The organism is Vibrio sp. 10N.261.45.E2 (assembly GCF_002875705.1).
Classification (GTDB): Bacteria; Pseudomonadota; Gammaproteobacteria; order Enterobacterales; family Vibrionaceae; genus Vibrio.
Genome location: NZ_MCZZ01000150.1, coordinates 90,829 through 116,729, shown reverse-complemented (window position 1 = coordinate 116,729; position 25,901 = coordinate 90,829). Strand labels below are relative to the sequence as shown.

Sequence of the window (25,901 nt, the reverse complement as noted above, 5' to 3'; positions counted from 1 at the left end):
CGCGCCGTTACAGTTATTCCTGTAACGGCGCGTTTTTGTATCAAGCAAGTTCAAAATGGGTCATGAACTCTATTAAGCTTTATGTTCCTGGTTACATTTCCATTCACATGGCACTTCATAAATCAGCTCTTCAATAGAGGTTGGATTAAGAACCCATTCGTCATCTATATTGAACTTGCTGACCATCTGTGTGTTGAATAGTTGCCAATGCTTTAGTAGGGCCTCTTCGGGAGAGGTGACCATATCGCCTTCATTCCAAGTGCTTTCCATGAAGGGAGTGAGGCATACAGCGCCGTTTGCATATAAGATCATTTGCCATTTAACTTCGTAAATGTTGATCATTTTGTCCGGATTGTGGGCGTTGTACTCAGCAGCCAGTTCGTTTATCTCTTTTTCAACATCCCCGACCTTGTCGATGAAGTAATCGACAAGGTTGTCTTCTTGGCGGACAGAGTCTGAAATAAGCTGCATTGGCCTGCGTGAGTGAATCATGTTGGTGAACAGGCGCATGCTAAACAGGTAGATAGCGATATTTGGTGCAACGTCTTTTGGAAGCTCTTCCATTATCTTACTGATGTAAGATTGAAAATAATCGTGTAAACAATCACTTATAGCATGCCAGATTTTCTCTTTGCTACCAAAATGGTGGCGGATAAGGCTATGTGATACGCCTGCTCTTTCACTGATGTTTCGTAGTGATACACGATCGTAACCTGAGTCACAGAACATCTCCGCGGCAACGCTCATGATCAAAAAACGCGTTTCTTCAGCGTCTTTTGCACTTCTTCTACCTTGTTTCTTTTCGGTCATCTTCATTTCACATAATTACCTGATTACCACATTCTACACTGTTTTTACTGAAATAAAAAATACTGCACAGGTGGAAAGTAAAGCTTGTGGAACCTATAATTTCCAATATACTGCCCACCTGTGTAATAAATCATAATAATTAAATGGAGAAGCATCATGCAATCCAAGTTGTCTATTCAAGCCAAGACGAGCAAGCAGATAGGTGTGGCGTTTGCCGCACTCTTACTCGCAGGCTCTTTGACCGGATGTAATAAGGTTCAGTCAGAAGAAACCGTTCAAGTTGTTAAGCCAGTAAAGCTGTTTGAGATCCCCCAACAGACAGATATTGAGCTTGATAGTTTTATCGCAAAAGTGGATGCGACCGATCGCGCTGCGCTCTCTTTCCAAGTGGGTGGCGATATTGAAACCTTCGATGTTCGTATGGGGCAAGAAGTGAAGAAAGGCCAGGTGCTAGCAGTGCTAGACGCGACGGATTACCGTATTGCCGTTGATGCAGCACAAGCTAAATTTGATCTGGCAAACAGCCAATACAAGCAAGCCTCAGAGTTGTATTCCAAAAAGTTGGTCAGTACCGATTACTACGATCAAGCTGTGAACACCTTTACTGCCGCTGAAGTTGAGTTGGACCAAGCAAAAACAAACCTTGGCTACACTACCTTAGTTGCTCCATTCGATGGTGTGGTATCGATGGTGTTTGGAAAACAATATCAATTGATTGCAGAAAAGCAGCCTGTACTGAATATCCTGAACCACAGTGAAATGGACGTGGCGTTTTCTATTCCGGTATCAAAGCTTGAAGACCGTTCGATTCAAGACCTAACGAGTTCAAATATGTGGGTGGTGATGGATAGCCATCGCGGCATTCGTATTCCGACTCGCTTTAAGGAAATCTCAACCCAACCGGATGAAGACACCAACAGCTACCAAGCCGTTGTGTCTATCGATAAGCCGCAAGGTATCAACTTGCTTTCTGGCATGACAGCGCAAGTAGAAGTTCAGAAAAGTAACTCTGATTACGGTGTCGGTATTGTTGAATCTGCTTGGATAAGCAAAGACACAGACTATGGTGAGTTATGGCGTTATAACCCAGATTCTCAATTGATTTCTAAAGTACAGGTCCTTCTTGATGAGCAAGGCAAGGTTATCGACGGATTGTCGTCTGGCGACCTTATCGTTGAAGCAGGTGTGGATGTGTTATCAGATGGACAGCAAGTAAAAGCTTGGATTCGTGAGGGTGGTATTTAATGAACCTTTCCAAATTATCAGTTGTTGTCGCGTCGGCTTTGTTACTTCAAGCCTGTAACAATGAAACCGTACATCGTGAACAACCGCCTTTGTTGGTCTCTACCTTTGAAGTTGGCGCGCCGCTTACTGATCAATTCAGAAGTTTTAATGGACAAGTGATGCCGGCTGAATTGACTCCTTTGGCATTTAAGCTAGCGGGTGAGATTCAACAAGTACTAGTCGAAGCGGGCGATAACGTCGAAAAAGGGCATCTGTTAGCTACCTTAGATAACGCAACGTATCTACAAGATCTTACTGACGCTAACTCTCAATTTAAGCTGGCGAGCAAGCAGTTGGCACGTGGTACAGAGATGTTTGGCAGTGAGATGCTATCGCAATCCGAACATGACCAACTCACGGCAAATTACAAACTGGCATCGGCAAATTTAGCGGCTGCAAAGCGAAAGCTTAGTTATACAGAGCTTTTAGCGCCATTTTCAGGAACAGTTTCAGCCGTCGATAAACAACGTTTCGAAACCACGACGCCTGGCGAAACACTACTGAGCGTATACCAGAACGACAAAGTATATGTGCGAATTCAAGTATCAGATTCAATCTTGGCCTCCATTAGCCCAGACATGCGTTCAAATAGTTACCGTCCTGAAGCGACCTTTGGTGGTCATACTGGTCAATATCCTTTGACGTATCTTGAGCATACAAGTGAGCTGCACCCACAATCACGCACCTACGAGTTTTGGATGCAAATGCCGCAGCCTGAAAGCGAAATCCTTCCGGGGACAAGCGTTACGGTCAATGTGGATATGGCGAAAGCTGGCTTGAGTGATGTTCAAGGCTACCAGTTACCAATGACAACACTAGAAGCGGGCTCTGAAGCTAATCAGTTTTATGTGTGGAAAATGGAAGACGGACAAGCATTCAAAAGTGAAGTAGAAGTCGACAAAATCAGCGGCCAAGGTGCATTGATTGCTCATGGCGTTGAGCAGGGTGATCGACTTGTAAACTCGAATCTAAGAAAACTCCGTGACGGAATCCAATTGTCAGGAAAAGCAGAATGAACATCGCAGAATATTCAATAAAAAACAAAGTAATCAGCTGGCTGTTTCTAGTCATTTTGGCCGTTGGCGGTGTGACGTCTTTTGGTAATCTATCCCGTTTAGAAGACCCAGCTTTTACCATTAAAGATGCAATGATTATTTCAACTTACCCTGGCGCAACGTCAATGGAAGTTGAAGCAGAGCTGACGTATCCACTGGAAAAAGAGATACGACAGTTGCCTTATATCGACAAAATTACCTCGACGTCGTCGAATGGTATGTCTCAAATTATGGTTAGTATGAAGATGGACTATGGTCCGGATGAGCTACCACAGATTTGGGATGAAATGCGTCGCAAGATTAACGATCTACAGCCAACGCTGCCTAGTGGTGTTAACTCTGTTCAGATCATTGATGATTTTGGTGATGTATTTGGCGTGATGATCATGCTGACCGGTGATGGCTATGACTATGTCGAGCTAAAGCAGTATGCAGATTATCTAACGCGTGAAATTGAACTGGTTGACGGTGTTGGTAAAGTCAGTATTGCAGGCGACCAGCAAGAGCAGTTATTCGTTGAGATGTCTCTAGAGCGCTTAGCAGCGTTAAACCTAGATATGTCGACGGTTACCTCCTTGCTAGCACAACAAAACAGTGTGGTATCAGCAGGCGAGGTAATGTTGAACGGCCAGAGCCTAACGATTAAACCTAACGGCACACTGAGCACGGTTGAAGAGCTTGAAAATCTAATTATTCATGGTCGCGATACGGGCAACCTAATTCGCTTGAAGGATGTCGCAGAGGTGACTCGTGGAATCCAAGAAAAGCCGGGTAATGTTCTAACCTACAACGGTAAGCCTGCGATCAACCTTGGTATTGCGTTCTCATCGGGCGTAAACGTAGTCGAAATTGGTAATGCACTTGATGCAGAGCTTGAGCGTTTAGAAAGCATTAAGCCAGCGGGTGTAGAGCTGAACTACTTTTATAACCAAGCTCAAGAAGTGGATAAGTCGGTCGCTGATTTCTTGATCAGCTTAGTTGAAGCGGTAGCGATCGTAATCATCGTACTTCTGTTCGCGATGGGTTTACGTAGTGGTTTGATCATCGGTTTGGTACTTCTGCTGACGGTATTCGGTACCTTCATCTTGATGGACTATAACGATGTTGAACTACACCGTATCTCGCTTGGTGCTTTGATCATCGCATTGGGTATGCTGGTGGATAACGCGATTGTAGTGGTTGAAGGTATTTTGGTTGGCTTGAAGAAAGGCAAAACCAAGCTTGAAGCCGCGAAAGATATCGTTAAGCAAACACAATGGCCTCTATTAGGGGCGACCATTATCGCTATCACAGCTTTTGCACCGATTGGTTTGTCGAAAGATGCGACAGGTGAGTTCATGGGTTCGCTGTTCTGGGTACTGTGTTTCTCACTGTTTTTGAGTTGGGTAACAGCACTAACGCTGACGCCATTCCTTGCCGAGATGTTGCTTAAAGAAGAAGACAAGGTCGACGAGAACGAAGACCCTTACAAAGGTATTCTTTTTGTCGTCTTCGGTGCATGCTTGAAAGTAGCACTTCGATTTAGATGGATGACAGTGGTGAGTATGGTTGCTCTGCTAGCTGCATCAATTGTTAGCTTTGGTATGGTGAAGCAGCAGTTCTTCCCGCCATCAAACACACCAATGTTTTACGTTGATATGTGGATGCCTGAAGGCACCGATGTTCGTGAGACCATCAAACAGACGGAAAAAGTAGAAAGTTACATTCGCCAGCAAGACGATGTTGAGTTTGTAACAACAACGGTTGGGCAGGGCATGCAACGTTTTGCGCTGACATATCAACCAGAGAAAAGTTATGAAGCGTACAGTCAACTGCAAGTGCGAACGACTGACCGAGACACCATGTTTAAAGTCCTAGAAGGGCTAGATAAGGACTTGGCCAATAAATTTGAACAACCTACATTCCAGTTCAAGTTGATTGAGTTTGGTCCGTCGCCAGCTTCAAAAATAGAAGCGCGTATTAGTGGTGCAGACCCGCAGATCCTTCGCAGCATTGCTGTTCAGGTAGAGGACGTATTATTAGCCGATCCTGGCTCTCGAAACGTGCGTCACGACTGGCGTGAACGTACTAAAGAGCTTGTACCGCTGTTCAACGAATCTAAGGCTCGTCGCCTAGGCATTTCTAAAACTGATTTGTCTGAGACGTTACAGATGGCGTTTGGTGGTTACAATATCGGCTTACTGCGTGATGGTACACATATGTTACCTATCGTGGCACGGTTGCCGGAAGAAGAGCGTTTTGATTTTAAATCACTGAACAATTTGAAGATCTGGAGCCCATCTCTACAAACTTACATTCCTGTTGAACAAGTGATTGACGGCGTAGAGCTTCAATGGTCTGAACCACTGATTCAGCGTCGTGATAGAAAACGTACGCTAACGGTATTGGCTGACCACGATGTTCTTGGTGATGAAACACCAGCAAGTCTGTTTGCTCGCGTAAAACCTAAGGTAGAAGCATTAGATTTACCAGAAGGCTACAGCATTAGCTGGGGTGGCGAGTACGAAAGCTCAAAAGATGCACAAGAGTCTCTATTTGGTTCACTGCCAATGGGTTACTTGTTGATGTTCATCATCACTATGCTTCTGTTTAACTCGGTTCGTAAGCCGCTGGTGATTTGGTTTACGGTACCACTTTCTATCATTGGTGTTTCGATTGGTCTGTTAGGTACCAATATGCCATTCAGCTTCACCGCATTCCTAGGCTTGTTGAGTTTAAGCGGCATGATTTTGAAGAACGGTATCGTACTGCTTGATCAAATAAACAGTGAGTTACAAACAGGTAAAGATCCATACCTAGCGGTTGTCGACAGCGCTATTAGTCGTGTACGACCGGTATCTATGGCAGCACTAACGACTATCTTGGGTATGATTCCTTTGGTATTCGATGCATTTTTCGGCTCGATGGCGATTACAATCATGGCAGGCTTAGGTTTTGCTACAGTACTAACGCTAATAGTAGTACCAGTGATGTTCGCTATTCTATATAGAATCAAACCGTCCACTGCGGGTTATTAGGGATTGATATAAAACAGATTCTTTTAAGCCAGCCCAGTCAGTTTTGACTGGGCTTTTTTCTGGGTGTGATTTGGTAGCACGTGAAAGTGGCAAGAGGGAACTTAGTAGATAAGCATTAAAAAGCCGCTAACTAGTGGTCAAGCGGCTTAAGGTAGAATAGGGGGTGTTCTAGATTGCTAGGCGTATATCTAATTCAATCGGATTTGGCATTGCTAAGTGATAACCTTGATACATGTCGAACCCTAAGCTTTGCATCACTTCGAGTTGTTGCTGGGTTTCGATGCCTTCAATCACTGTCTTTGCGCCGATTTGATTTGCAAGATCAAGCACTAACTCCATTTCTCGCGTGTTGCCTTGTTCAAAGTCCAACATAACTGAGCGATCGATTTTGATGATGTGAGGGTTGATATGGCGAACGCGCTGTTCTGTTGATGCTTGTGTTCCGAAATCATCAACTGCTATTTGAAAGCCATTATCTGATAGTGAAAGGGCTGCATCTTTCAAGCGCTCTTCGCTCTCGGCATTCAGTTCTACCAACTCCATTACGATTTGCTCACATGACAGATTCAGTTCATGAAGACGTTTTGCGAGAAGGCTATCGCTGACTTTTTCTGCCGCAAATAGCTGACCAACGTTTGGAAGAACGTTCAAAAATAGATGTAAATGACGAATTCTTGACTGTGCGAAGTTACGAATGTGGATAGCGCGACTCAGCCTCTCTACATTGATCTTATCAGTGCACGAGGTGTTATCGGAATGGAAGAAGTGGTCAGGGCGAACAATATCCCCTTTGCTATTCGAAATACGAACCAAAGCCTCTACGCCTATCTGAGTCATTGAACTGTCAAATATAGGTTGATAGACACTTCTGAGTGTGAGGTCTTGATATTTCGCAATAAACTGCATATCGGAATCCACAGATATACAGCTAATAAATTCACTTCTGTCTGATAAAATCATAGTCGCTAATAAAGGGGTTTATTCATTGACGAAAATACACGTCATGGCTGTCACAATATTGACAGGTGTTACTAAATTGTCAATTAATAAAAACTCATTTGCAGGGTCAATATTTAAATAAATATAATTAACGAAAAATCAGCATGATAAATGATATTAACCATTAAGCTGGCTTATCATTCACTAATTTTAATAGTTGATGTGAATTTAATGGCTAAGTAACATCTCACATATCAATCCTAACTAATATAAGGTGAGAACGCAGATACACCAGCGAAAAGTAGGCTTAAAGGCTTAGATTGTGGGTGAATGTCAAAGTTAGAAAATAATTAAGCTAAGCTGTTTACACAGAAGTGATATCTACCTCTCAAATTTGATTAGATCAGGAAAATAGCTATTAATAATTCAATTAGAACGTTTGAATAATAAATGAACAGAGTGGTCGTATCTTCTATAAAATATTGGGATGAAGGTCTAACAAATTACGTTCAATATTGAATGAAAAAGTTGACCTGTATTCTTACTGCCACTGAAGTACAGCATAAAGTTGCAGGTATTTTCGAACCAATTGTTGATTCCCTGACCGCTTTAGTGGGTGACCGAATTTAATAAAGCACGGACTGATTCTAAAGTTGTTATTTAAATCAGCAGCGAATTGAGAATCACTCTCTCTTAGCGTGATGCCTTGTTGGCTGTATTCGGTTATTTCGTCTGGAAGTTCTCCCATCCACCAATGTAGCAACTCGCTACTGTTCTTGCTTCGGCTAATCCAATGGTCGGAGACAATGATCAAAACGTCATTCGGCTGAATGGCAAATCCATACTCTTGCTGCCAGTTATGAATATCCAACATCAACTTTCTACGGCAGGTTTTCCCTGCGCTCACCATATGATGACTGATCATCCAAACTGTACCGATCTCGGAAGATATTCGGAAGTGGCGAGGCGTTTCACCAGAAGAAAGCATTTCAAGTGGGCTGATGTTACTTGCATGATTAAAGCAAACGAAAGTGTGTTCCATTCGGCGGGCAAACGCTTTACCTATATGGTGCTCACTGATCCCTTGGTTGTGTACTGTCGGGTAGTGGCGTTCGCAGAGCTTTAGGCAATCGTCCTGAAACTGATTAACGCTTTTAATCACTAGATCTAATAACAATGAAGTCCCTTATACACGGTTACTATCTTATTGATGGGCAATAGTACGGTAATTGTGACTCCGTTACCTATCGTCAAAGTGCGAGTTCTTGATCTCTCTATCAAAATTAGCCATTGCCAAGTGATTTTATGGATAGCACTGGCACTTCAATGGTCTGTATTCTAAATTATGAGGAATTCTAATTAGTTACCACGATTATAGTCTAGTTAGCTAATCACGATTTATCTACTCACTCTTTACTTGGAAACATTCATGACCATTCAATTAGATTCGAAGCAAAAGTCTGAGCTTACCCATACCCTTCAAAAGTATATGCAAGATGAACTTGATGTAGAACTCGGTCAGTTCGACACAGAATTCTTGGTCGATTTTATCAGCAAAAAGTTTGGCGCTGTTTATTACAATAAGGGAATAGAAGATGCTCAAAAAGTGATGGAACGTAAAATGTTAGACATCGCAGATGAACTCTACGAGATCGAACAAATCGTTGAAATTTAATGTTAAGCCCAAACTTGTTCAAATAATTTGAATAACTCGTTTAATTTGAAATGATGTTACCAATGTAAAGCTTGGTAAATAATATGTTACACAAACTTGGTGTAGGGTACGCTTTTCAAAACTACACGACTCGTTAATATTCGGAATAGATACATGGACAACAACGTTAGAAATTACAACCCCTTAGCAAGAGCGATGCATTGGATTTCAGCACTCGCGATTTTTGGCTTATTTGGTGTAGGCCTGTGGATGGTTGATCTTTCATATTACAGCGAGTGGTACAAAACAGCACCAGACTACCACCGTTCGGTAGGCATTCTTTTGGCTGCCGTTACCGTTATCCGCTTGCTTTGGAAACTAGTTACCGCGTCACCTAAAGTGGAAGGGAAAAGCTATGAAGTCGCAGCAGCTAAGATTGCTCACGGCTTTATGTACATTAACTTAGCGGTTTTATTTATTTCAGGTTATTTGATTTCAACATCAGATGGCCGTGGGATCGAGGTATTCAATTGGTTCACTGTACCAAGTATGGGTGAACTATTTGCAAACCAATCTGATCTCTCAGGAACGGTTCACTACTATGCTGCATGGGTACTGATCATCATGGCATCAGTGCACGCTTTAGCGGCGATAAAACACCACGTTATCGACAAAGACGATACGCTACGAAAAATGATAGGAGCTTCAAAATGAAAAAGTCAATTATCGCTACAGGATTAGCATTTGCAATGGCAATGCCTTTCGCTGCGAACGCCGCTGATTACGTGATTGATACAAAAGGTGCGCATGCTTCAGTTAACTTTAAAGTTAGCCACCTAGGTTACAGCTTTATCCAAGGTCGTTTTAACACATTCTCAGGTGACTTCTCATTTGATGAAAGCAACGTTGAAGCGTCTACAGTAAACGTAACGGTTGACACTACAAGCCTTGATTCAAATCACGCAGAACGTGACAAGCACATCCGTAGCTCTGACTTCATTGATGCAGGTAAGTTCTCAGACGCAACATTCAACAGCACAAAAGTGGTCGATAAAGGTGACGGCAAACTTGAAGTTATGGGTGACCTTAAACTTCACGGCGTAACTAAGCCTATCGTTATCGAAGCTGAATTCATCGGTGCTGGTCAAGACCCATGGGGCGGTGAGCGTGCTGGTTTCGTTGGTACAACTCGTCTAGAGCTTGCTGACTTCAACATTCCAGTAATGGGCGCTTCAAGCTATGTAGATATGGATCTACATGTTGAAGGCGTAAAGAAGTAATCTAGCTTTCTAGTTTTCTAGTTTTCTAGCTCTCTGACAGGTATCAACATTTTTTAGAAACATCAAAGTTTGGTCGATATTAAATAGGTCAGCAGTTAGCTATTTATTTAGTAACAGGGAAAGGCGCAAAGTTTTCACTTTGCGCCTTTTTTATTGAGATAAATGGCAACGTGTTTAGGTTTGTTTTGTGTCAAACCGTTTAGTACGTTAAAAGCCACCATCTATCTCTAGCCAGTCAACGTTGCCATGACTGAGTTATCTAATTGAACTACTAATCCCTATTAGTTCAACTTACGATTAGTTAAGCCGTTTCTAGTTCAGCTTGTGGAACCACGTTTAGGCGGTCACCGTAGATTGGACGTAGTGCTTGCATCACTTCAATGCGAGTCAACACACCCACCATTACGCCATTTTCTAGCACAGGAAGCATATGTGGTTGGCTTACTTTCATTGCTTTTGCACGCTCTTCTAGAGAAAGAGAAGTCAGGCGAGTTGCGAAGCCCATGCTTGTTGTCGGGTAAAGTTGCTCTTTGTCGATGCATAGGAACTCAGCAACGTCTACTAGCTTGTCGTTTGCATCGATAGCCACAACGTCACGGCTCATTAGGTCTACGACTTTCTGGCCTTTAGTTGGGATGTAATCTTGGCACCAAAGGTCCACCATTACGTCATGAACAGAGAAGATACCAACCAGACGACCTTCAACATCGCAAACAGGAGCGCTGACAAGTTGAGCGTCTAAAAGTGAATCAATTGCCACTGATGTAGGCATTTCTACGCTTAGTGTCATAGGCTGAGTGTTCATGATTTGCTTGATAGTCGTTGCTGTGTTCATAGTAATTTCCTTAACTGACGTAATTTCTGTTGTTTGTGTAATAGCGGTAATTTTTGCTGCTTTAAGTTGTGGGCGACGGTAAATGCTCCAATTGGCTAAGCCGACCAATACTGAACCACCTACGATGTTGCCGATTGTCACTGGTATTAAGTTCGCGGTGACAAATTGCATAATGTTTAGGTCTGCGTACTGGGCTGGTGTTGCGCCAATTTGCATCCAAAAACTTTCTGGTGCGAATGCTTGAATCGTGATGCCTAGTGGAACCATGAACATATTCGCTACACAGTGTTCAAAGCCTGAGCTTACGAACATTGCTACGGGTAGTACGGTCATCATTGCCTTGGTCATTGCGTTAGCAGAGCTGAACGTTAACCAAATCGCTAAACACACCAACAAGTTACAAAGCACACCTAAAGCAAATGCTTGAACAGGGCTGTGGTGTAGCTTGTGTTGAGCAATGTTCAGAGCGTTTAAGCCCCATTGCCCGCCATCCAGTTGATACAAACCTGCTGCGCTTACCAAAGCTAATAGGAACATGGCACCGATAAAGTTACCGACATACACCTTGCCCCAGATAGACAGCATCTTAGTGAAGGTGATCTGCTTGTTAGCCCATGAGATGCTTGATAACACTGAGCTGGTAAACAGCTCTCCACCACAAATCACAATCAAGATCAAACCCATACTGAATGCAAGACCGCCGGCTAAGCGACTCAATCCCCATCCAGCATCAGCGCTGCCCGTGGTTACCGTGATGTAGAATAGAAAAGCAAGCCCGATGAATGCGCCAGCCATGATTGCTAAACTCAATGTCATGCTGCTGGTTTTATTTGCTTTGCTTAATGCAAACTTCTCTGCTTCCGCCATCATTTCTGTTGGTGAGAACAGTTGATGATTTTCAGAAGTGCTGGTTGCCATATCCCCCCCTTAAACAATCCGTCATGTGTAATTCCTAGTGTTAATGACTTGGTTAATCCGTAATGGTTAATCAATTGTGTTTTGCAGGGCCTCTTGTGTCCTGCCATTCCAGATTAGGGCGTTGAGGGGTAGAGGTAAAATTGATAATTTTTAGAAACCACATCAAATTTATTGATATAGATTTGGTTACGCGTAGAATGAAATTGATTGCTCATCGGCTTAATAAAAAATGAGCATCAGGACACAAATAATTAAAAGCATTAAGGATGAATTTTGCGTTATTCATTAAAGCAACTCGCGGTATTTGATGCAGTAGCAGACTCCGGGAGCGTTAGTCAGGCAGCAGACAAATTGGCGTTGACTCAGTCGGCGACAAGTATGTCTCTTGCACAGTTGGAAAAAATGCTTGGCAGGCCTTTGTTTGAAAGGCAGGGCAAGCAAATGGCCCTTACTCACTGGGGGATGTGGCTAAGGCCAAAAGCGAAGCGTTTACTGCAAGACGCGCAGCAAATTGAGATGGGTTTCTATGAGCAGCATTTGCTTAGTGGAGAGCTTAAGTTAGGTGCGAGCCAAACGCCTGCTGAACACTTGGTTCCAGACCTCATCAGTATTATTGATAACGACTTTCCTGAGATGCGAATCTCGCTCGGCGTGCAAAGTACCGATGCTGTCATTGATGGTGTATTAGATTATCAATATGATCTGGGCGTTATCGAAGGTCGTTGTGATGACAATCGAGTTCATCAAGAAGTATGGTGTACTGACCATTTAACGGTGGTTGCTTCGGCTCATCACCCGTTTGCGAAGCGTGAACGAGTGAGTTTGGCACAGTTAGAGCAAGCGAAGTGGGTATTACGCGAACACGGCTCGGGTACTCGCAAAGTTTTTGATAGCTCTATTCACCATTTAATTGGTGATCTCGATGTTTGGCGAGAGTATGAACACGTTCCTGTTTTAAGAAGTTTGGTAGCAAACGGCCCATATTTAACGTGTTTACCTTATCTCGATGTTGAGCAGTTTGTTGAGTCAGGGCAGCTTGTGACCTTGAACGTTCCTGAGCTTGAGATGGAGCGTACGCTTTCATTCATTTGGCGTGCCGATATGGCAGAAAACCCACTTGCTGAATGTATTAAGCGAGAAGGTAAGCGAATGATGAAAGGCAAACCGTCGGTTCTGTAGCGGTAATTTGATAAAATACTTATAACTAAATGTGTTGAATAAGCGATTTCGGTCTCTATCTAGTGATAAATGCACATTCGCGTACATTATTAATGTGATCGCGATCGTCTAAAAGACGGCGTTCTTACCATAGTATGCTTACTTGATTTTAAGTGAGGCTAAATCCGGTTGCGTTCAATGACGTAATTAGGCTTTAGAAATAGTATGAGTACATTAGTCGCGATTTCATTAACAACAGGTATTTTGTCAGGTCTTTGGGGATGGATAGCTATCTCTTTCGGCTTATTGTCATGGGCAGGTTTCCTAGGCTGCACCAGCTACTTTGCTTCGCCAACAGGCGGTGTTAAAGGACTAGCAGGAAGCTTATTGACCAACATGACAGGCGTATTCTGGGCAATGGTGATTATCGAAAGCTCAACCTTCGCAGGGTTAGAGATTTTAGGCTACATGATTACTGCTATTGTGGCCTTCTTTATGTGTATTCAAGCAAAACAAGCGTGGCTCGGTTATATCCCGGGAACCTTTATTGGTTGCTGTGCGACGTTTGCTGCAGGTGGCGATTGGCAACTTGTAGTACCATCTTTACTGCTTGGTGGTGTATTTGGATACTTGATGAAAGCAACGGGGTTATGGCTTCACGAGAAATCGACTCAATCTTCGGAAGTTGTTGAACAACACGCTAAGCAAGCAAAGGCGTAACGAATACGTTAAGCAATGATGCTCTAGTTACTGTGAACTCTTGCAAGATAACCCCCAATTAATTTGTATATCGATTTATACAGGCACACCATCTGGTGTGCCTTTTTTGGTTAAGGTGACTAGCTAAATATTTCATCAGTAGAGCAACTGATAGCTTCTATAAAACAAATTATGCTTAGGTATTTCCGTTGGCCATGGTGATCACGCGTTTTAATGTCCACCTTAGTAAAAGCGGAATACATTCTTGTCCTTGGTTCTCGCAATGAGAGACAATCGCGAGCGCAAGGTCGGGTTTTGCGTGTTTCTTCAATACTTTGGCAACCACTTTCTTTGGAGGGATAGGGTGATCATATGGAATCTTAACCATGTCCCTGAAAAAACTCTCAAACCCATTCATGTATAGGTAATGCTCAATATCTTTGTCAGGCAGTTCAGTGAGTCGGTGCCTTTCCTGATCATTACCGAGTTTCGATAACACAGTCGCGGCATACTTTTTACCAGCAGCATCGCCGTCAGTTACCACATGCCAATCAATACCAAACTCTTGTGCAACCTTAATCAGTGCCTTTAGCCCTGATTGAGCGAACTCAATAATCTGCACACCTTCCGCTGCTAAGTTGTAGCCACATTGGTTAGCAAGTTCATTGAACAACCAAACCTCGGTTTCACCTTCGACTAATAACCAACAGCGAGCAAACAGCGCCCCAGAGCGGTGGAAACGGATATGAAAACCAATGCGACGAAGTTCATCTTTACTGAAATGATTCATATTGAGCTGATTGGCGATGGTTTTGTCTGATTGACGAACCAATCGGCGGATAGATTGCAATGGTACTGCCGCAAGTAAATCGCCACTGTTGGTGGTGAGAATTTTCTGCATTGGTAGTTTTTGCATCAGGCTCCAAGCCCTTGCTAGGTGCGTTGGGTGTAATCGACCTTCTGGATCTTCAAGGATCAAAAGAGGGCGAGCACATCGTCGTAAGTCATTAGGGCCTTTTGCTTGCAAGTATGCATTAAGTAACCCCATGAATAATAAGCGGGTTTGTTTGTTCTTTGTCTCTTCGACAAGCTGATGAATGCTCTGATCGTTGGCACCTGCGGAATAAAGCAAGCCGTCTCGCTGTTTTCTAGGGTTGCGGCGAGAGGTGCTCTTGAAAGAGAAGTAGTGCTCAATCAAGCTTTGCATCGACTCTAGGCTACTGCGCATTTCACCTTTATTAACATGACCGGGTATCGCCATGAGACGACGGCAGGTGTTGTCGATTCGTTTTTCTATTCTTGCCTGGCGTCCATTACCGTTATTGGCGCCGTTTCCATTTGTACCATTTCCATTACTCGCATGATGCGCCCCGTTCCCATTTGAATTCGCATGACCATTGCTAGGAAGGTGAGCGTTGTGGTTAAGGGACTTGTTGTTGAAAGGACGATCAAAATGTCTTGCATCACGTAAGCGTATTACGGGATGTAAAGTCATGAGTTCTTGAGCGAGCTTTTCAGAATGATGAAGTTTGAGCGGATTGCCGTCCAACCCCAAAAATGCATAGTGTGTGGTTGTCTCATACTGCTCTAACGTCGCGCTGATTCGATAATAGATACGAAACACACCAAACTCATCTTGAACCCAGATCGGCTTGAGTTTGCGATAACGGCCTGCGTTAAGTTCACTCTTGTCGTTAGCTTTTAAGGCGAGCACAATTTGAAGATGTTGAGACTGAGGATGTGAGACAGAGTAATCGACATGAAAATCGGTCATTTCAAAGTGATATGGCACACCGTCAGAGGGCAGAACGACGGAAAGGGCATCCAATAATGAAGACTTACCCCAAGTATTTTCACCAATAAGCGTGGTTAATTCGTCAAACGCGAGTGACATGCGCTTGATACCTCGAAAGCCAGAAATCTCGATTCTTTCTAGTTGCATAGGCTTACTCCTAACGGAAGGCTCTGCTAATTGTTTGAAAGCTAACAGATATCTTTATATCATAATCGAAAAATACCAATCCGGTATGCTCATCTGTCACAAAACCCGCTGTTTATTAATACGGTGCAAAATGAGATTTTTGATCTATATCGAGTATTTTTTTGCAGTGCAGTTTCATAAAATTCACGATTCTGTCATGATTCTCGACCTAGTATGAAGGGACAAAGAGAGAAGAAAATATGACTAAAAAGAATAAGCCGACAAAAATAGTGTTGGCACACATCAACGACACCCACTCATACTTTGAACCAACCTCGTTACAGCTATCACTTAAAATGAACAACCACATCATTGAACCTTATGTCAGTGCTGGTGGCTTCGCTCGAATCTCAACACGCTTCAAGCAAATAGAACAAGATGCCCAGCGCCAGAAGGTTGGAACCTTGTTCCTACACGCTGGAGACTGCTTCCAAGGCACTTTGTACTTTTCTCTATTCAAGGGAAAAGCCAACGCCGATTTGTTGAATGCACTTAATATAGATGCCATGACGCTCGGTAATCATGAGCTAGACATGGGGAATGAGCCCGTTGCGATTTTCGCGAAAAGAATCAAATTTCCATTGTTAGCCGGTAACTGGAATCTATCGAATGAGGACATCAATAAAACTCATACGTTAGCTGACAATGAAATTGTTAAGCCTTACCTGACGGAAACTCGAAGTGCATCTTTTATAACGAAAGACTTCGATGGCGAGAAAGTTGCAATCTTCGGCTTAAGTATCGACAAGATGGCAGGCATTGCGAATCCAGATATCGATACACCGTTTGAAAATGCATTGGAAACAGCTAAAGCGACCATAGAACAAATCTATCAAGCTGGCATCAATAAGATTGTTCTACTTAGCCACCTTGGTTACGAAGCAGATTTAGAGCTAGCGGCGAACGTAACAGGTATTGGCATCATTGTTGGTGGTCATAGTCATCGCTTGCAAGGTGATTTCTCTGATATTGGCTTAATTAAGGATGATGAATACGGTGTAAAAGTGGGCGATACCTATGTTGTGCAAGCCGGTTTCCACGCAATGAGCCTAGGTCACTGTGAAATCGAGTTCGATGCTCAAGGCAAAGTGGCGCACTTTAATGGCAAGAATGAACTGTTATTAGGTCGTCGACTATTTATAGACGCGAAGCTGAGTGAAGTAGGACAAGACGATGCACATGATATGGCGTGTGAATTTTTGAACAATCACCCTAATATTGTCGTGTGCAAGAAGGATCCTGAGCTGCAAAGTATTCTTACGGATAAATACCAGCCGCGAGTTCGAAAGCTTCAACAACAAGTTATTGCTCATGCAGACACAAAACTGCGCCATGTACGCATCCCGGATGAGAATGGGCCAAGCCAACTTGCGCCGCTTGTCGCTCAATCATTCCACTATTTAATGAACAAGAAAGGGCATCAAGTTGAATTTGCCATTCACAACGCGGGTGGTGTGAGAAACTCACTGAATAGCGGTGATGTTTCTGTTGCCGATATTGCCGGAAAACTACTACCGTTTGCCGTCCCGATTGGTGTATACGAAGTAAAAGGTGAGACCATTGCGGGCATGCTTGAAGGTGCTATTAATAATGCATTAGACAATGGTGTTGTAGGTACGGGATCGGGCAGTTTTCCTTACACCCATAACCTGAGGTTTTGTTATCACAAAGAAGTACCTCTAGGACACCGAATTCACCATCTAGAGATTCATTCCGAAGAGTCTGGTTGGCAGGCGGTATCCCGCGAACGTGTTTATCGAGGCGCGTCTTCAGCCTACACAATGAAAGGGAAAGAAGGCTATAACGCCGTGCTGGATATGATAGGTGATGGGGTGGTGACGACCGACTCTATGGCAGACTGTTTCATAGAGTTTCTGCAAGACCACCCAGAGTCGCTTCAACACAATGAGCCTTTGAATTGCATGGAGTGTTTCAGATAACTATCAGCTGATAGTGATACTTAACATTATTGCGTTGGCTTATTTATAAAATTGGCATTGTTTATGCTTTATCTCTGCAGGTCGCCTTCTTGTGGAGATATACATGGATAAGAAAGATTGGTTAGATGCGGTAGCGGTTGTAGGTTGGGTGTCAGTTTGGTCGGTGTTAGTTTACTTGGTGCCCACAGCAGGCTTATAACGTAACGCGGCTTGAGATGGACTATCAATGCATACAAGATTCACTCGCTATCAGTATCGTTGAACAACAGGAACAGGGCAGAACCTGCTAAACGTATCCCTAAAATCAATATGAATGTCGTTTTGACAAACCTGTAGAAATAAAAAAGGAGCGTTTTGCTCCTTTTTTATTTATTTAAGCAAATTTATCTAGACGAAACAAAGTTAGGGGAATATTATCCACGCGTTTGGGGAGTAGTTAGCGCAAGTTTACATATCGTCATCTCGTTAGGCCAAGAGCCTATCCGGTATGTAAAGGTGAAATCCCATATTTCACTTCAACGAGACCAACGCAATCACAGTCAAGATCCGTAATGGAGCTTGATATGCTTTGTTTGCGGAAGGTCTTTGTACAGTTCTTCCGCCCGGAGGAATAATGAACTCAACTCAATCTCTATTATCTACAAATAGTGAATCCTTTTTTTCATCGCCAATCATTACGACTTATGCGGGCTTTTTCCTGCTGACGGTTATTCTCGTCTCTATTGATATTTATCAGACTCGTGGCGGTAACGTAACTATCAAAAAAGCGGCAATCTGGAGTGTTTTCTGGTTTGTACTTGCGTTTTTGTTTGCTGGATCTATTTACCTATTTTGGGACATCTATGCGCCGAATAGCGATTACACAGCGCAAAAAGCAACCGTGTCATTCATTACGGGTTACTTGCTAGAAAAATCACTGAGCGTAGACAACTTGTTTGTTTTTGCGATGATCTTTGCTCAATACCAAGTTCCAGAGCACCTAAGACCACGTGCGCTTCTTTGGGGTGTAATTGGTGCATTGGTGCTTCGCGCGATTATGATCGCATTAGGCGCACAGCTGTTGGCGGAATACCACTGGGTACTTTACGTGTTCGCTGCATTCTTGATTGGTACTGGTATAAAACTGGCATTAGACAAGGGCGAAGAGGAAACAGTGAATACACTGCCTGAAAAGCTACTTCGTAAAGTGATGCCAGTCACCGAGGATTTCCATGGGCCTGCATTAATGGTTAAGCAGGGCGCTAAATGGGCATTCACTCCAATGATGTTAGTCATCGGTGCGATTGCAGTCATGGACGTGATGTTTGCATTGGACTCTATCCCTGCGATCTTTGCAGTAACACAAGAACCGTTCTTGGTACTTGCTGCGAACGTGTTTGCGTTGCTTGGTCTTCGTTCATTGTACTTTGTACTTCAAGGCATGATGGATAAGTTCATCTACTTGAAGCCAGCACTGGCATTCATCATGGTATTTATCGGTGTGAAAATGCTATTGGTTGACAGTGAATGGGCTATCCCAACTTACTGGTCGCTCGCTGTGCTCATTTCTACCATGACGATTGCGGTTATAGCGTCGATTTATGCGAAGAAGCCAGGTATTGAACAAGTAAATTAAAAACAAATATAACTTATCGAAAAGTCGATAATGAACACGTGGCTGATGAAGTGGAAAATTTATTTATGTAAAATTTCTGTGACATTGGCCACTATTGTTTGCGGGGTATTTGTACTAAATGCATGATTTAAACACCATGTTGAATTTATACTCACTGTGGATGCATATGTATTTCCTGAACTTGTTAATGGTTTGTTTTATTAGAAAAACTAATCTCAAAGTCTAATTTTAGTCATTTTTTAACCCGCAAAAGATCACCTATTATTTTTGTCATCAGAACGAAACACATTAACAAATTTATAGAGAGGCAATCATGGCTCAAGCAGTACAAATGAATACTATCGCTGTTCCTAACTCTATGGATAAGAAGACCTACGCGGTTAACTTCAAAGGATTGATTGCACACATTTTTGATATTCTTTTCGTAGACAACTCTCCACGTAGTTACTACGCAAGCGACCTATCTGGTCATATGCAACGCGATATCGGTATTAACCGTTAATCTAAGCGTAAACGCATAGAATAAAAGAAATACAGAATTTAAAAAACGCCAGCTTTCCAAGCTGGCGTTTTTGTATCTGAAATAAATTCTATGTCTTCGCAAATTAAGCACCTGAAAAAAGCTTAGGCATAACGGTCTGTGATTGAGCACCAGTAAATTTGCTTCGTACAACGAGCACGGTCTGTCACACGTCGAATGCGACAATGATAAAGCTAAGAATGTATGCAAACGAGGTGGATACGGTGAGTAGTGACGTTCTAGCATCGATAACTTGGTTTCTGACGGGCATTAATCGGTGAAATAGAAGCGAAAGGGCGATTTAGTTACGTAATACTGCCGAAATACGTTAATATAGCGCGCTATTATTTTAGCTTTGAGTTCCTGCAATTAATGACTAACACCACAACACCAACCAACTTCTCTGATCTTGGCTTAATCTCTCCTTTGATGGCTCGTTTAGCTGAGCTTGAATACCAACAGCCAACACCTATCCAAGCGCAAGTTATTCCAAGTGTGTTAGCAGGACGCGATTTGATTGCAGGCGCAAATACCGGTTCAGGTAAAACCGCAGCATTTGCACTTCCACTGTTACAAAAGATTCATGAAGACGCACCTCTGGACCGTCGTTCAGGCAAAGGTAACTTTGTTTCTGGCCTTATCTTGGTTCCTACTCGTGAACTTGCCAAGCAAGTGGCTGACAGCGTTAAATCTTACGCAGTGCATTTCAATGGTGCGATTAAAACGGTTTGTGTGTTTGGTGGTGTATCGGTAAATACTCAGATGCAAGCGCTACGTGGCGGTACTGATATCTTAGTGGCGACACCAGGTCGTCTGCTTGACCTAATTTCAAGCAACGCTATCAAGCTTGATAAAGTTAAAACGTTAGTGCTTGATGAAGCAGACCGTATGTTGAGCCTTGGTTTTACAGAAGAACTTGATGCGATCTTAAAGTTATTGCCAAGCAAGAAACAAACATTACTGTTCTCTGCGACTTTCCCAGAGCAAGTCCAAACGCTTACTCATGAACTACTGAACGATCCAATTGAAGTTCAACTTCAAAGTGCTAATGCAAGCACACTGGTTCAACGTGTATTCGAAGTAGAAAAAGGTCGCAAGACAGCGTTACTCGCACACCTAATTCAGCAACACGAATGGCGCCAAGCACTGATCTTTGTTAATGCAAAGAACAGCTGTGAGCACTTAGCTGATAAGCTTTACAAGCGTGGCATCATCGCAGATGTGTTCCACGGTGATAAAGGGCAAGGTTCACGTACTCGCATCCTTGAAGATTTCAAATCTGGCGAGATCGACGTTCTGATCGCGACAGACATCGCTGCTCGTGGTTTAGATATCGAGAAGCTACCAGTAGTCATCAACTTTGATCTACCACGTAGCCCATCAGACTACATGCACCGTATTGGCCGAAGCGGTCGTGCGGGTGAGGTTGGCCTTGCGCTATCTCTGATTGATCACGAAGATTACCACCACTTCAAAATCATCGAGAAGAAGAACAAGATTCGTCTGGAACGCGAGCAAATCGAAGGCTTTGAGGTAGATGCGGAAGCGGTTGCTGAACTGATTGCTGCGCTTAAACCTGTTGCGCCACCAGCAGGTACAGGCAAGAAGAAAAAGAAGAAGAAAGCGGCACAAAACCAAGATGTGTGGCTAAACAATAACTGATCAACAATCGGTAAACAGTCGATATTCTAAAGGCGCTTAATGGCGCCTTTTTTGTGTCTGGAGCATGGGGAATGTAAGTAGATAGAGTACGGATATCCTGATATTTAAAATCAACCAACTTGCCTCGTAGGATAACGTCCTCCATAAGAGATTCAGCAATTTCACGCTTTGCTCATAACCTATTCAGGTTTTTAGCAATTGGGTAACGGCGTGAATACCTCGATTAATCAATTCATACTGGCAGCTTCACTTCTCATGGTTATTCAGGCGTCTGCGATAGGCGCGGACTTTAAAGTTAAAGGGTTGAACAAAACCCTTACTGAAAATGTAGAGTTGTACTTAGAGCCGTTAGTTGATGTCCCAGTTGCACAGCTATCGCATACTAAGCTATTGAAACGAATCCAAGACGCACTCAACCCTTATGGCTACTATCATCCTGAGATAGATATCGAACTTGATGATACTGACCACATGACCTTGAACGTCGATTCTGGGCATGTGATGTACATTGCGGAATCGATTGTAAAAGTCACAGGAGAAGCGAGTAAAGATGAAGAGTTCATCAACATACTCAAGCAAAGCCGTTTAAATTCTGGCTTAACATTATCTCACCAAGAATATGACCGTACTAAACATGCGATTTTTTCCTTAGCAAAGCGTAAAGGTTACTTTGACGGTCAGTTTGTCGAGTCGAAGCTTGAAGTTATTCCCAGTGAGAACATCGCCAACATTTATCTACACTTTTCAAGTGGCCCACGCTACAAGTTTGGTTCTATCAGCATTCCTGACGATGGCGTTGAACCTACCCGTATCGGAAAAATTCCAACATTCAAACAAGGTGACGACTTTGACACCATCAAGTTGGGTGAACTGCAATCTGATTTGTCTGAAACGCAGTGGTTTCGTAGTGTCGTTGTACACGGTGACTTTAACCACCTTGATGATAATCTAGAAGTGCCAATCGAAATCATTGCTGAGCCAAGCTCTCGTAATATTGTGCAAGTGGGGGGCGGTTATTCTACTGATCTCGGGTTACGTGCTTCTCTCAATTGGTCAAAGCCTTGGTATAATCGAAGAGGGCACAGCTTTGAAACACAAACGTATTTATCTGAGCAAGAGCAATCACTGCAGTTGGGTTATAAAATTCCAACAGAGAAAGTGACGACCGATTATTTTGGTATTCAGTTTGAGTCAAAACGAATTGATCATCGAGACACCAATAGCTTTTCAAACGATCTGAAGTTTGAACGTTACTGGCAATTAGACAGTGATTGGCAAAGTACCATTTACGTCAAATACTTGCACGAACAGTATCGTCAGGCGTCTGAGGAAGACCAATCGCAATTACTGCTACCTGGCATCAGTTTTTCTCAAGTAGATCGTAAGAATGATCAATTGGAACTCAATCATCGACACATCTATTCCATTGAGTATTCTGACCCTAATCTGTTTTCTGATTCAAAGCTGCTGCGCTTAGAAGGTAACAGCGTTGTTTCGTGGGATATTAGTGACAGTCAGAAGCTGCATTTTCGTTCAAACATCGGTATTAACATTGCTAAATCGTTGTCGGACGTACCGTCTTCACTGCGTTATTTTGCTGGTGGTGATGGAAGCTTGCGTGGTTATGGTTATGAATCGATTTCGCCTAAAGACGACAACGGCGAATTAACCGGCGCGCGCTACATGTTAACGACGGGCCTTGAATATCAGCATCAGGTCTATCGGTCAATTTGGGTGGGCGCGTTTCTCGATATTGGCGATGCGTTTGATGATGAAGCAGATTGGAAGCGTGGTACAGGCCTTAGCTTGATTTGGAACTCGCAATTTTTGCCTGTAAAACTCGACTTTGCTTATGGCTTAGATGCCCCTGAAGGCGATGAGTTTCGCATTCACTTTTCCTTGGGTACACAATTCTAATTTTTGTACGTTATTTAGGCACTTTCGATGATGCGATCCATCTAATGGTATTCGAGCTAATCGGCAGGGCGTAATAACCTTTGTGGTCTAATTGACTCAAAGGTAAAAAGAATGAAAAAGGTACGATTCGGTGTATTTGGTAATATGGGCCCTGAAGCGGATGCTCTGTTCCAAGGTATCGTCGCTAAAAAAGAGATTGAACACGGCGCGCTTAAAGATCAAGACCACATGGCTATGATTGTGGTGAAAAACTCAGATATCCCTGACCGCTCAGAGGCGGTCAATGAAGGCGGTATCGACCCCGTCCCAGAGCTGATTGAGTCAGCGTGCATCTTAGAACATGCCAATGTTCAGTTTGGTGTTATGACCTGCAATACCGCACATTACTTCAGACCTGAAGTTCAAAAACATACTAACGTCTATATCGTCGATATGCTTCAAACCACCGTTGATAAAATCAAGGAACATAACCCTGAAGCGATTGTCGGTATTTTGTGTACTAACGGTACATACAATTCTGGAATCTATGATCGCTACCTAACAGACGCCAATTTTGTATTCGCTAAGCCAGATCCTTTTGAGCAAGAGCATAACGTTCATAGCGCTATTTATGGCGAAATGACGGGCGAGAGTACTGTGTGTGGACAAGCAATAAGAGAAACCAACGGCATTAAAGCGGGCGAGTTTGACCGCAACGCAGCTCTTCTTGCTGTTGCGATTCAAAGTATCGTTGAGAAGGGCGTTGATACGGTTATTCTTGGGTGTACTGAACTTCCTCTGGTAAGTAAGCAACTTGAAACTGCATTTCCTGCGGTGACTTTTATTGATCCTATGGAAGCCGTAGCAGAGCGTGTCGTCGATATCTATCGACTCGCAGAACAGTACGTGGAGCGTGGGCATGTGGATTACGATATTCACGATGTGGGTTCGATCTTCACGACGCTTGATATGGTTAATTACGTAGCTAAAAGAGCGATGACCTACCGTCTGTAAGCTCAAGTACATTTATATAAAACATGGAAAAGCCGCGAAATTACGCGGCTTTTTAGCATTTGGATTGGGGTGAAATCACAATGAATCGGACACAAATAACCTTGTTATGTTGTTGACGCTGTGTTTGTAATTAAACTCAAAGCTCAAATTCTCCATTCATTTTTCGAAACAACCAATCCGGTAGTTTGTTCCATGAACTGTAGTTTGGGCTCTTCTTGTGTGTTTGTTGCCCTGAGGCCCATATCGTCTTTCCTGATTGATCACGCGATACGGCCCAGAACAGTTCCTCTCTCTGGCGTGTTAAGTAGTGTGTTACTTGTTGTGCAAACTCTGCATTGTCAATCAACACACCAAACTCAACGTTTAGAAAGTCTGACCTTGGGTCAAAGTTAGAAGAGCCAATGTAGGTGACTCGGTCATCCAAAATTACTGTTTTGTTGTGGTAGTAGGTATCAACATGAAAGTAGTGATCATCATTGATAGCCTGGCTTTTGTACTCATAGATGCCTACGCCTTTGTCGAGTAAAGTCTCACGGTGTTTCTCGTAATACGCTGGAACAAAGCCGGAGTCATTGGAAGCCGATGAGTTGGTCATTAAGGTGACTTCGGCTTGGTTCTCTCTAAGCGCATCGACAAATACAAACTGGTTATCGCTTGGCACCATATAAGGCGTAGAAATTAGAGCCTTAGACGGCGTTGCTACTTTTTGCTTCATTAAGTGCTCGGTACGTTGACGAAAGTAAGGCTTGTTGTCATCGAGCTTCTTTAGCGAATCAAATAGAGGCGTCACAGATGCTTTAATAAATTCTGGTTCACTCAGGTGATTTATCTGTTTCTCAACGTCGAAAATGATCTGTTCTTTATTCTTCTCGCCTTTGTTCATTGCTTTAGTAAATGCTTTGTTTCGACCTTGTTCTTTGACTTTGATTCGTTCTTGAATGGGAACAACATATGCGCTCTCCCAAAGTGCTTGGTAGTTTTGGTCGAAAGACGCTATTACCGTACCTCGAAACAGAACATCCATATCAAAGAAATTGGCATTTTCGCTATAACCAAAGTAATCATTACCAATGTTTCTTCCGCCCAAAATCATTGATTGATGGTCAACATTGAAGTACTTCTCGTGAAGTCGATTATCCAGTTGTTTTTGATGAGTAGAGAAGTTGAACGCACGACCAATCCAACCAGCTTTGCGTGACTCAAAAGGGTTGAAAAGTCGAATCTCGATATTGGCGTGTGAGTCTAATTCCGCAAGCCACTTGTCATTAAAAACCATCAAGTCATCTAAGGTCAGTCGGACGTGTACACCACGATCCGCCGCTTGCTTTAGCTCATCTAGAAGCATCAAACCTAGCGTGTCACGCTCCCAAGAGAAGTAAGTCATATCTATCGAATGTTGTGCTTGACGAACGAGGTCGATGCGACGAGCGAAGGCTTCTGGGGCAGAAGGAATCAAATACACTTCTGCTTGGTGTTCGGTGCTTTGCCAGTTTGCTTCGAAGTCTGTTTCAACATCGGGGTAAGGTTGGGCACATCCTGTGACCAAAGCAATTAACATCATTGTGCATGCTGTTTTTAGTTTGCTAAGTGTCATAACTAACCTGCGTTTGAGCGTAAAATTTGG

At 43.1% G+C, this 25,901-nt stretch carries 20 protein-coding genes; 14 read left to right on the top strand and 6 right to left on the bottom strand.

Features of this window, described 5'->3' with window-relative positions; all coding sequences use genetic code 11:
* Positions 1–72: 72 nt before the first annotated feature.
* Entirely contained in the window at positions 73–816 is a 744-nt protein-coding gene (locus tag BCT34_RS20335) for a TetR/AcrR family transcriptional regulator (protein WP_076651284.1), read from the bottom strand.
* Positions 817–966: 150 nt separating this feature from the next.
* On the opposite strand from BCT34_RS20335, the gene BCT34_RS20330 reads away from it, so the two are divergent.
* From BCT34_RS20330 to BCT34_RS20320, 3 genes are read left to right on the top strand one after another with little or no spacing between them, the layout of a single operon-like run.
* Complete coding sequence (locus BCT34_RS20330; protein WP_076651285.1) at positions 967–2,055, top strand: efflux RND transporter periplasmic adaptor subunit; 1,089 nt, start codon at positions 967–969, stop codon at positions 2,053–2,055.
* Positions 2,055–3,110 carry an efflux RND transporter periplasmic adaptor subunit gene (locus BCT34_RS20325; protein ID WP_076651286.1) on the top strand — a complete coding sequence of 352 codons (1,056 nt, stop codon included), beginning with the start codon at positions 2,055–2,057 and terminating at the stop codon, positions 3,108–3,110. The genes BCT34_RS20330 and BCT34_RS20325 overlap by 1 nt, the downstream gene beginning before the upstream one ends.
* Positions 3,107–6,166 carry an efflux RND transporter permease subunit gene (locus BCT34_RS20320; protein WP_076651287.1) on the top strand — a complete coding sequence of 1,020 codons (3,060 nt, stop codon included), beginning with the start codon at positions 3,107–3,109 and terminating at the stop codon, positions 6,164–6,166. The genes BCT34_RS20325 and BCT34_RS20320 overlap by 4 nt, the downstream gene beginning before the upstream one ends.
* 168 nt (positions 6,167–6,334) lie before the next feature.
* Here the strand turns inward: BCT34_RS20320 and BCT34_RS20315 are convergent, their stop codons facing one another.
* Complete coding sequence (locus tag BCT34_RS20315) at positions 6,335–7,072, bottom strand: EAL domain-containing protein (protein WP_083702761.1); 738 nt, start codon at positions 7,070–7,072, stop codon at positions 6,335–6,337.
* A gap of 574 nt (positions 7,073–7,646) precedes the next feature.
* The gene (locus BCT34_RS20310) at positions 7,647–8,282 is read right to left on the bottom strand and encodes a hypothetical protein (RefSeq protein WP_076651289.1); all 636 of its coding nucleotides are present in this window, start codon (positions 8,280–8,282) and stop codon (positions 7,647–7,649) included.
* Positions 8,283–8,534: 252 nt separating this feature from the next.
* Between BCT34_RS20310 and BCT34_RS20305 the strand changes: the two genes are divergently transcribed.
* The 3 genes from BCT34_RS20305 to BCT34_RS20295 all read left to right on the top strand — a co-directional run bounded on the left by BCT34_RS20305 (position 8,535) and on the right by BCT34_RS20295 (position 10,039).
* Entirely contained in the window at positions 8,535–8,780 is a 246-nt protein-coding gene (locus tag BCT34_RS20305; RefSeq protein ID WP_076651290.1) for a DUF2164 domain-containing protein, read from the top strand.
* Between the two features lie 153 nt (positions 8,781–8,933).
* On the top strand, positions 8,934–9,473 hold the full coding sequence (locus BCT34_RS20300; RefSeq protein WP_076651291.1) for a cytochrome b: 540 nt from the start codon (positions 8,934–8,936) through the stop codon (positions 9,471–9,473).
* Positions 9,470–10,039 carry a YceI family protein gene (locus BCT34_RS20295; RefSeq protein ID WP_048608397.1) on the top strand — a complete coding sequence of 190 codons (570 nt, stop codon included), beginning with the start codon at positions 9,470–9,472 and terminating at the stop codon, positions 10,037–10,039. The genes BCT34_RS20300 and BCT34_RS20295 overlap by 4 nt, the downstream gene beginning before the upstream one ends.
* 301 nt (positions 10,040–10,340) lie before the next feature.
* On the opposite strand, the gene focA is transcribed toward BCT34_RS20295, so the two are convergent.
* A complete protein-coding gene (gene focA / locus BCT34_RS20290) occupies positions 10,341–11,792 on the bottom strand; it encodes a formate transporter FocA (RefSeq protein WP_076651292.1) in 1,452 nt (483 codons plus the stop codon).
* 273 nt (positions 11,793–12,065) lie between these two features.
* Between focA and BCT34_RS20285 the strand changes: the two genes are divergently transcribed.
* On the top strand, positions 12,066–12,971 hold the full coding sequence (locus BCT34_RS20285; RefSeq protein ID WP_048613690.1) for a LysR substrate-binding domain-containing protein: 906 nt from the start codon (positions 12,066–12,068) through the stop codon (positions 12,969–12,971).
* A gap of 204 nt (positions 12,972–13,175) precedes the next feature.
* Entirely contained in the window at positions 13,176–13,670 is a 495-nt protein-coding gene (locus BCT34_RS20280; RefSeq protein WP_017059817.1) for a DUF1097 domain-containing protein, read from the top strand.
* Positions 13,671–13,845: 175 nt separating this feature from the next.
* Here BCT34_RS20280 and BCT34_RS20275 read toward each other — a convergent pair whose 3' ends face one another.
* A complete protein-coding gene (locus BCT34_RS20275; RefSeq protein ID WP_076651293.1) occupies positions 13,846–15,591 on the bottom strand; it encodes an ATP-dependent endonuclease in 1,746 nt (581 codons plus the stop codon).
* A 239-nt stretch (positions 15,592–15,830) separates the two neighbouring features.
* Here BCT34_RS20275 and BCT34_RS20270 point away from each other — a divergent pair, with 239 nt between their 5' ends.
* From BCT34_RS20270 to BCT34_RS20245, 6 genes are all read left to right on the top strand, one after another.
* Positions 15,831–17,570, top strand: a complete 1,740-nt coding sequence (locus tag BCT34_RS20270; RefSeq protein WP_076651294.1) for a bifunctional UDP-sugar hydrolase/5'-nucleotidase — start codon at positions 15,831–15,833, stop codon at positions 17,568–17,570.
* A 613-nt stretch (positions 17,571–18,183) separates the two neighbouring features.
* Positions 18,184–19,185 carry a TerC/Alx family metal homeostasis membrane protein gene (locus BCT34_RS20265; RefSeq protein WP_076651295.1) on the top strand — a complete coding sequence of 334 codons (1,002 nt, stop codon included), beginning with the start codon at positions 18,184–18,186 and terminating at the stop codon, positions 19,183–19,185.
* 313 nt (positions 19,186–19,498) lie between these two features.
* A complete protein-coding gene (locus BCT34_RS20260; protein WP_017058324.1) occupies positions 19,499–19,687 on the top strand; it encodes a hypothetical protein in 189 nt (62 codons plus the stop codon).
* Positions 19,688–20,077: 390 nt separating this feature from the next.
* Positions 20,078–21,367 carry a DEAD/DEAH box helicase gene (locus BCT34_RS20255; RefSeq protein ID WP_076652458.1) on the top strand — a complete coding sequence of 430 codons (1,290 nt, stop codon included), beginning with the start codon at positions 20,078–20,080 and terminating at the stop codon, positions 21,365–21,367.
* Between the two features lie 198 nt (positions 21,368–21,565).
* On the top strand, positions 21,566–23,284 hold the full coding sequence (locus tag BCT34_RS20250) for an autotransporter assembly complex family protein (RefSeq protein ID WP_076652460.1): 1,719 nt from the start codon (positions 21,566–21,568) through the stop codon (positions 23,282–23,284).
* 111 nt (positions 23,285–23,395) lie between these two features.
* Complete coding sequence (locus BCT34_RS20245) at positions 23,396–24,277, top strand: amino acid racemase (protein ID WP_076652462.1); 882 nt, start codon at positions 23,396–23,398, stop codon at positions 24,275–24,277.
* Positions 24,278–24,413: 136 nt separating this feature from the next.
* Here the strand turns inward: BCT34_RS20245 and BCT34_RS20240 are convergent, their stop codons facing one another.
* Positions 24,414–25,871, bottom strand: a complete 1,458-nt coding sequence (locus BCT34_RS20240; protein ID WP_076652465.1) for a phospholipase D family protein — start codon at positions 25,869–25,871, stop codon at positions 24,414–24,416.
* Positions 25,872–25,901 lie beyond the last annotated feature (30 nt).

Coding starts and splice junctions, on each gene's coding strand:
- BCT34_RS20275 (WP_076651293.1), bottom strand. CDS start 15,591: ATGCAACTAGAAAGAATCGAGATTTCTGGCTTTCGAGGTATCAAGCGC.
- BCT34_RS20305 (WP_076651290.1), top strand. CDS start 8,535: ATGACCATTCAATTAGATTCGAAGCAAAAGTCTGAGCTTACCCATACC.
- BCT34_RS20270 (WP_076651294.1), top strand. CDS start 15,831: ATGACTAAAAAGAATAAGCCGACAAAAATAGTGTTGGCACACATCAAC.
- BCT34_RS20245 (WP_076652462.1), top strand. CDS start 23,396: ATGAAAAAGGTACGATTCGGTGTATTTGGTAATATGGGCCCTGAAGCG.
- BCT34_RS20300 (WP_076651291.1), top strand. CDS start 8,934: ATGGACAACAACGTTAGAAATTACAACCCCTTAGCAAGAGCGATGCAT.
- BCT34_RS20265 (WP_076651295.1), top strand. CDS start 18,184: ATGAACTCAACTCAATCTCTATTATCTACAAATAGTGAATCCTTTTTT.
- focA (WP_076651292.1), bottom strand. CDS start 11,792: ATGGCAACCAGCACTTCTGAAAATCATCAACTGTTCTCACCAACAGAA.
- BCT34_RS20280 (WP_017059817.1), top strand. CDS start 13,176: ATGAGTACATTAGTCGCGATTTCATTAACAACAGGTATTTTGTCAGGT.
- BCT34_RS20330 (WP_076651285.1), top strand. CDS start 967: ATGCAATCCAAGTTGTCTATTCAAGCCAAGACGAGCAAGCAGATAGGT.
- BCT34_RS20255 (WP_076652458.1), top strand. CDS start 20,078: ATGACTAACACCACAACACCAACCAACTTCTCTGATCTTGGCTTAATC.
- BCT34_RS20335 (WP_076651284.1), bottom strand. CDS start 816: ATGAAGATGACCGAAAAGAAACAAGGTAGAAGAAGTGCAAAAGACGCT.
- BCT34_RS20320 (WP_076651287.1), top strand. CDS start 3,107: ATGAACATCGCAGAATATTCAATAAAAAACAAAGTAATCAGCTGGCTG.
- BCT34_RS20260 (WP_017058324.1), top strand. CDS start 19,499: ATGGCTCAAGCAGTACAAATGAATACTATCGCTGTTCCTAACTCTATG.
- BCT34_RS20325 (WP_076651286.1), top strand. CDS start 2,055: ATGAACCTTTCCAAATTATCAGTTGTTGTCGCGTCGGCTTTGTTACTT.
- BCT34_RS20295 (WP_048608397.1), top strand. CDS start 9,470: ATGAAAAAGTCAATTATCGCTACAGGATTAGCATTTGCAATGGCAATG.
- BCT34_RS20315 (WP_083702761.1), bottom strand. CDS start 7,072: ATGCAGTTTATTGCGAAATATCAAGACCTCACACTCAGAAGTGTCTAT.
- BCT34_RS20240 (WP_076652465.1), bottom strand. CDS start 25,871: ATGACACTTAGCAAACTAAAAACAGCATGCACAATGATGTTAATTGCT.